8 protein-coding genes are annotated in these 6,215 nt (G+C 66.8%); 6 read left to right on the forward strand and 2 right to left on the reverse strand.

Features of this window, described 5'->3' with window-relative positions; translation table 11 throughout:
* Positions 1 to 56 precede the first annotated feature (56 nt).
* Positions 57 to 458 carry a DUF952 domain-containing protein gene (locus ASF72_RS19330; protein WP_050684185.1) on the forward strand — a complete coding sequence of 134 codons (402 nt, stop codon included), beginning with the start codon at positions 57 to 59 and terminating at the stop codon, positions 456 to 458.
* Between the two features lie 43 nt (positions 459 to 501).
* Here ASF72_RS19330 and ASF72_RS19335 read toward each other — a convergent pair whose 3' ends face one another.
* Positions 502 to 1,140 carry an ANTAR domain-containing protein gene (locus ASF72_RS19335; protein WP_056601628.1) on the reverse strand — a complete coding sequence of 213 codons (639 nt, stop codon included), beginning with the start codon at positions 1,138 to 1,140 and terminating at the stop codon, positions 502 to 504.
* Between the two features lie 170 nt (positions 1,141 to 1,310).
* On the opposite strand from ASF72_RS19335, the gene radA reads away from it, so the two are divergent.
* Complete coding sequence (gene radA, locus ASF72_RS19340) at positions 1,311 to 2,684, forward strand: DNA repair protein RadA (RefSeq protein WP_050684183.1); 1,374 nt, start codon at positions 1,311 to 1,313, stop codon at positions 2,682 to 2,684.
* 30 nt (positions 2,685 to 2,714) lie between these two features.
* Here the strand turns inward: radA and ASF72_RS19345 are convergent, their stop codons facing one another.
* Positions 2,715 to 2,975, reverse strand: coding sequence for a hypothetical protein (locus ASF72_RS19345; RefSeq protein ID WP_056601630.1), 261 nt, complete (start codon positions 2,973 to 2,975; stop codon positions 2,715 to 2,717).
* Between the two features lie 117 nt (positions 2,976 to 3,092).
* On the opposite strand from ASF72_RS19345, the gene ASF72_RS19350 reads away from it, so the two are divergent.
* The 4 genes from ASF72_RS19350 to ASF72_RS21165 all read left to right on the forward strand — a co-directional run.
* Positions 3,093 to 3,563 (forward strand): NUDIX domain-containing protein, encoded by a 471-nt coding sequence (locus ASF72_RS19350; protein WP_056601632.1) that lies wholly within the window; start codon positions 3,093 to 3,095, stop codon positions 3,561 to 3,563.
* 97 nt (positions 3,564 to 3,660) lie between these two features.
* The gene (locus tag ASF72_RS19355; RefSeq protein WP_056601635.1) at positions 3,661 to 4,548 is read left to right on the forward strand and encodes a LysR family transcriptional regulator; all 888 of its coding nucleotides are present in this window, start codon (positions 3,661 to 3,663) and stop codon (positions 4,546 to 4,548) included.
* Between the two features lie 177 nt (positions 4,549 to 4,725).
* Positions 4,726 to 5,640, forward strand: coding sequence for a 5-dehydro-4-deoxyglucarate dehydratase (gene kdgD, locus ASF72_RS19360; RefSeq protein ID WP_056601637.1), 915 nt, complete (start codon positions 4,726 to 4,728; stop codon positions 5,638 to 5,640).
* Between the two features lie 26 nt (positions 5,641 to 5,666).
* The coding region (locus tag ASF72_RS21165) for an aldehyde dehydrogenase family protein (protein WP_235504797.1) at positions 5,667 to 6,215 on the forward strand (549 nt) is incomplete at its 3' end.

Raw genomic sequence — 6,215 nt, forward strand, 5'->3', positions numbered from 1 at the left:
AGCGATTCTACGCACTTAATGACACGATGGCGTTTCATTACGAGGAAGGATTCATCATGAGCGGACAGCGCCTGGTCCATGTGGCCATCGAGGATGACTGGGAGGCCTGCGCCCGCTTCGGCGAATACGACGTGGCAACCCGCGCCACCATGTTTGATGACACCGGCTTCATCCACGCCGCCACCGCCTCGCAGCTGGCCTGGGCACTGACGGGGACCTATGCGGACCTGGCCATTCCGCTGGTCCTGGTGGTGCTCGACGAGGAAGCGCTGGCCGCGGAGGGCGTCGCCGTCGCCTGGGATCCGGAAGGGCCGGCCGACGGCGGGACACCCCCGGTGCCACGCCTCCTCGGCGCGATTCCCACGGAGTCCGCGGCAGTGGTGGCCCGGGTTCCGCTGGAGCGGGCCGGCGACCGGTGGCTGGTCCCGGACCTGGCGGGCCTTGGCGTCCGACCCTAGTTCCTGCGGAGGCGGGCTGGTTTGCTGCGTTGACGTGTGGGCCCTACTGGAGCAGCGGGTGATCCGGTGTTGTCCCGCTTGCGGCGGAAGCGGTGGCACGCTCGATGATTTCGAGGGCGATCACGGACACCTTGCGGTTTGATTCGTTGCTCAACTGGCTCATGAGGGCGTATGCCCCGTCCGCATCGACGCCGGTGCGGCCCATCAGAATGCCCTTGGCCTGCTCAATCGCCGCCCTGCTGCGGGCTGATGCGGCAACGGCCTCCGTGGCGAGCTGGTGACGGTCCGTGTGAATCGATTGGGTCAGGTCCGCCACAACGCCCCACACGCCAACCGGCGCATCTCCCTCAAGGATGTAGTCCGCGGAAAACAACAACTTGTGCTGACGGTTTTTGGCGTCGCGGATGGAGAGGTAAATCGATGCGGGTCCCCCCACGGAGGCAACATGATCCCAATACGCCAGGACTGTCGGGCGGTCTGCAGGCTCGATGTGGGCGAGCGCCATGTCCATCGAGGGAACAATCTCCCCTTTTTCGTATCCATAGATACGGTACAGCCCGGCCGACCAGTGGAAGACGCCTTCCGCGAAGTAATACCTGACGGTCCCTGTGGGGCAGTCCAGGAAAGTGTTGTGCGGCGTCACGGGGGTCCGCTGGTCTGCTGTTTCGCTGCTGGATGTCACTGATGGGCCATTCGACGGGCTTAGTCCCGGCCCCTGCTGGACCGCGAACTTCAAGGAATAGATTAGCGGCTCTTTTACCCGCCGGTGCAGTCTCCATCCGGCCAATCATGGGCTCGCGGTGACGTCCTGCAGGTACGGGGATGTCGGTGCCCGCGGCTAGGGTTGGACGCATGGCAACAAAGACTTCCCGGGCGTCCAAGGCGCCAGCCTACAAATGCGCCGAATGCGGCTGGACCACCGTCAAATGGGTGGGTCGCTGCGGCGAATGCCAGGCGTGGGGATCCGTGGAGGAAACCGGCGCGGCGGTGGCCCGGACCACGGCCGCCACCACGGTTCTGGAACCGGCACGGCGCATCGCCGACGTCGATGCCACCACTGCCGCGTTCCTCCCCACCGGCGTGGACGAGTTGGACAGGGTGCTGGGCGGCGGCCTGGTTCCGGGCGCCGTCATCCTGCTGGCGGGCGAGCCCGGCGTCGGCAAATCCACCCTGCTCCTGGACGTGGCGGCCAAATTTGCCCGCACCGCCCAGGACGTCCTGTACGTGACGGGTGAGGAGTCCGCGGCGCAGGTGAAGCTCCGCGCGGAGCGGATCGACGCCGTCGCCGAATCCCTGTACCTCTCGGCGGAGACGGACCTTGGCCAGGCGCTGGGACAGGTCGAGAAAATCGAGCCGCGGCTGCTGATTGTTGACTCGGTCCAGACACTGAGCAGTGCGGACGTGGACGGCAGCGCCGGCGGCGTGTCCCAGGTCCGCGAAGTGGCAGCCTCCATCATCGCCGCAGCCAAACGGCGCAACATGACCACCCTCCTGGTTGGCCATGTCACCAAGGACGGCTCCATCGCCGGCCCCCGCCTGCTGGAGCACCTGGTGGATGTGGTGTGCCAGTTCGAAGGTGAACGTCATTCCCGGCTGAGGCTGCTGCGCGCCGTCAAGAACCGCTACGGCCCCACGGACGACGTCGGCTGCTTCGACCTCAACGAAAACGGCATCGAGGGCCTCACCGATCCCAGCGGACTGTTTGTCAGCCGCACCAAGGAACCCGTGTCCGGCACCTGCATCACCGTCACCATGGAAGGCAGGCGTCCGCTGCTGGCTGAGGTGCAGTCCCTGCTGGCCGAAAGCCCCAACTCCCAGCCGCGCCGGGCCACCAGCGGGCTGGACAGCTCGCGGGTGTCAATGCTGCTTGCCGTCCTCCAGCAACGCGCCGGCTGCCTGCTCCACAAGGACGATTCCTACGTGGCCACCGTGGGTGGCGTGAAGCTCAGCGAGCCTGCCACGGACCTTGCCGTGGCGTTGGCCGTGGCGTCGGCGAAGGCCCGGAAACCCTTGCCCATCCGGCTGATTGCCTTTGGCGAGGTGGGGTTGGCGGGTGAAGTCCGCCCTGTTCCCGGTATCAACCAGCGGATCCAGGAGGCGCACCGGCTGGGCTTCACGCATGCCGTGGTGCCGGCAAGCCACAACGGGCCCGGTCCTGTACCGCCGGGCTTCTCCGTGCGGGAAGTGGAGCACCTGACCGAGGCCTTGAGCCTGCTCATCGGCTAGCGGCAGCCTGGTGTCCGGCCGCCCACGCCGTCACGACTGCCGCGGCTGGTCCGGGGATTCGTCCGCGAAGAGCCAACCGGAGACGTCGTCCCGCAGCACCACCAGGGTTCCACCGGTGGAGCTCACGTTGCCGGTGGACACGTAGTAGCCGCGCCCGGCGCCCGGTCCCCCGGCCGCCCGGTCGATGGCTTCAAGCAGGTGCCGCGGCAGGTGCCCCTGCGGGCCCAGGTTGCGGAGCTCGGTGTGCTCCTCCGGCGTCAGCCGGCCCAATACGTTCTCGATGCTGGCCATGATGGGTCCCTTCGAGCAAAGTGCCTGAGGGCTTAACCTAGATCAGCGCCATGAATTCGGGGTTAACGCCGGACGGCGGATCAGGGCCGGCCGCGCGCCGGCACAGGGAGGAGCCAGATGCCGGTCCGAAGTGCGGGGATCCTGCTCTACCGGCGGGACAGTGCCGCCGGCCTGGAGGTCTGGATCGGCCACATGGGCGGCCCCTTCTGGGCCCGGAAGGACGCCCATGCCTGGTCCATCCCGAAAGGCGAATACACCCCGGACGAAGACCCGCTGGCGGCCGCGCTGCGGGAATTTGCGGAGGAGATGGGGACGGACGCACCGGACGCCGAGTACCGCCTCCTGGGGGAATTCCGCCAGTCCAGCGGGAAGATCATCACCGTGTTTGTCGCCGAACATGACTTCAACCCCGGAATTATCGCCAGCAACACCTTCCCGTTGGAATGGCCCAGGGGTTCGGGCACCATCCGGGATTTCCCGGAGATCGACGATGCCCGCTGGTTTTCCCTCGAAGAGGCCCGGCTGAAGCTGGTCAAGGGCCAGCTTCAGGTCCTGGATGCGCTGGTGGAGCTGGCCCGGCTGGATTGACGCGCGGACCGCCCGCCCGCCCGCCGCCGCCGCCGCCGCCGCCAGATATGATGCCTCCAAGGATTTGGCCGTACACCGTTGATACCCGGAAGGCATTATGTTCACCTTCGACCAGCTGGCAGGGTTCGTCGCCGTCGCCGAGGAACTGCACTTCGGCAGGGCCGCCGAACGCCTGAACATGACGCAACCGCCCTTGAGCCGCCAGATCCAGAAACTGGAGGGGATCGTCGGCACCGAGTTGCTGGAGCGGGACAACCGGAAGGTGCAGCTGACCCCCGCCGGGCTGACGTTCCTTGACGAGGCGCGCCGCCTGATCACGCTGGCTGAGCGGGCTCCTGCCACAGCCCGGAGAATCGCTTCCGGTCGTTCCGGGGTCCTGCGGATCGGGTTCACGGCGGCCGGCGGCTTCAGCGTCCTGGGCCCACTCCTGGAGCAGATCTCCGGCATCATTCCGGACGTGGACATCGAACTGCAGGAACTGGTGACCGGCGAGCAGCTGGACGGACTGCTGACCGGCGAACTGGACCTGGGCCTGGCGCGCCCGCCCTTTGACAGCCGGACCTTCGATTCGCGGTTGCTCTCCCACGAAGCCGTGATGCTGGCGGTCCCGGCCGGGCACCCCCTGACGGCGCTGGACCGGCCCATCGGGCCGGAAGACTTCAGTCACGAGGCGCTGATCATGCACTCCCCCACGCAAGCCCGCTACTTCTACGACCTGGTGGTCCGGCTCCTGCCCATCCGCCACGGCAATGTGGTGCACACCGTCAGCCAGATTGTGACGATGGTTTCGCTGGTGGCGGCCAAGCGCGGGGTGGCGCTTGTCCCCTCCTCCGCCACGGTGCTGGGCATCAGCGGCGTCGAGTTCCTTCCCTTGGCGCCCGCACCCGGCAACCAGGTGGAGCTGTACGCCTTGTGGAACCGGAAGGTCAGCAATCCGGCATTGTCACGGCTGCTGCAGGACCTGGAGTTCGACGCCGGCCCGTAGCCCAGCGCGGGCCGCACCGCCCAGTCCTGGTCAGCTAAGCCGTCTGACATCGTAGATACCTGCAAGGTATCAATCTATCCATTAAAAATCTTGGACAGGCATCAAAAGCATTCCTAGGCTGAAGGGAGAAAACAGCCCTCCGCCGGCCAGCCGGCGCCGCAATCAAAGGAACACACCATGGCCAAGTACACCCCCCAGGAACTCGCCGCAACACTCAAGGAGGGACTGCTCTCCTTCCCCGTCACGTCCTTCGACGCCGAGCTGGCGTTCGACGAGGAAAACTACCGTAAGCACCTTGCCTGGCAGGCCAGCTTTCCCGTTGCCGGCCTGTTCGCTGCAGGCGGCACGGGCGAAGGATTCTCCCTGACCCCGGCGGAATCGGCACGCGTGGTGCGTACCGCCGTCGACGAAGTGGGTTCACTGGTTCCCGTCCTCGCCTCGGCCGGCGGCTCCACGGCCCAGGCCATCGAGAACGCGCAAGCCGCCGAGGCCGCAGGGGCCGACGGGATCCTGGTGCTTCCCCCCTACCTCACCGAGGCGGACCAGGCTGGACTGGCCGAGCACGTCAGCGCCATCTGCAGGTCCACCTCACTGGGCGTCATCATCTACAACCGCGCCAACGCGATCTACAAGGACACCACGGTGGCCCTCCTGGCGGACCGGCACGAGAACCTGATCGGCTTCAAAGACGGCGTGGGCGACCTGGAGCACGACGCCCGGGTTTACGCCAAGCTTGGCGACCGGCTCTTCTACCTGGGCGGACTCCCCACGGCGGAGACGTTCGCACTTCCCCTGCTGCAGCTGGGCATGAGCACCTACTCGAGCGCCATGTACAACTTTGTCCCGCAGTTTGCCCTGGATTTCTACCGGGACGTCCGCAACAACGACCGTGCCGCCGTGAACCGGAAGCTCAACGACTTTGTTATCCCGTACCTGGATATCAGGGACCGCGTGAAGGGCTACTCCGTGTCCATCGTCAAGGGCGGCCTGGACGCGGTGGGCCGTTCGGCAGGCCCGGTCCGCACCCCGCTGCAGAACCTGGCGCCGCAGGACCTCGCGGACCTCAAAGCCCTCATCGCCACCCTCTCCTGACCACCTTCCTTCTAGGAGTAAATACCGTGACACTCACCGGACATTCCCTGATCGCCGGCCGGCCTGTCGTCGGCGGCGGCAAAACCGCTTTCGGTTTCAATCCCGCCACGAATGAGCAGCTCGAGCCCGCGTATTCGCTGATCACCGAGGAACAGCTGACGACGGCGACCTCCGCCGCCGCTGACGCGTACCCCTCCTTCAGCACCCTGGACCCCGAAACCCACGCCGCCTTCCTCGAAGCGATCGCGGACAACATCGAAGCCATCGGCGAAGACCTCATCACCCGCGCCACCCAGGAAACCGGCCTCCCCACCGTCCGCCTCACCGGCGAACGCGCCCGCACCACCGGCCAGCTCCGGCTCTTCGCTGCAGTGGTCCGCCAGGGCGATTTCCGCGGCATCCGCATCGACCCGGCCCTTCCGGACCGCACCCCCGCACCCCGGGCGGACATCCGCCAACGCCAAATCCCGCTGGGCCCCGTCGCCGTCTTCGGTGCCAGCAATTTCCCGCTCGCCTTCTCGACGGCGGGTGGTGACACCGCCTCCGCCCTCGCCGCCGGCTGCCCCGTGGTGTTC

The sequence above is a fragment of the Arthrobacter sp. Leaf141 genome (assembly GCF_001424565.1).
Classification (GTDB): domain Bacteria; phylum Actinomycetota; class Actinomycetes; order Actinomycetales; family Micrococcaceae; genus Arthrobacter.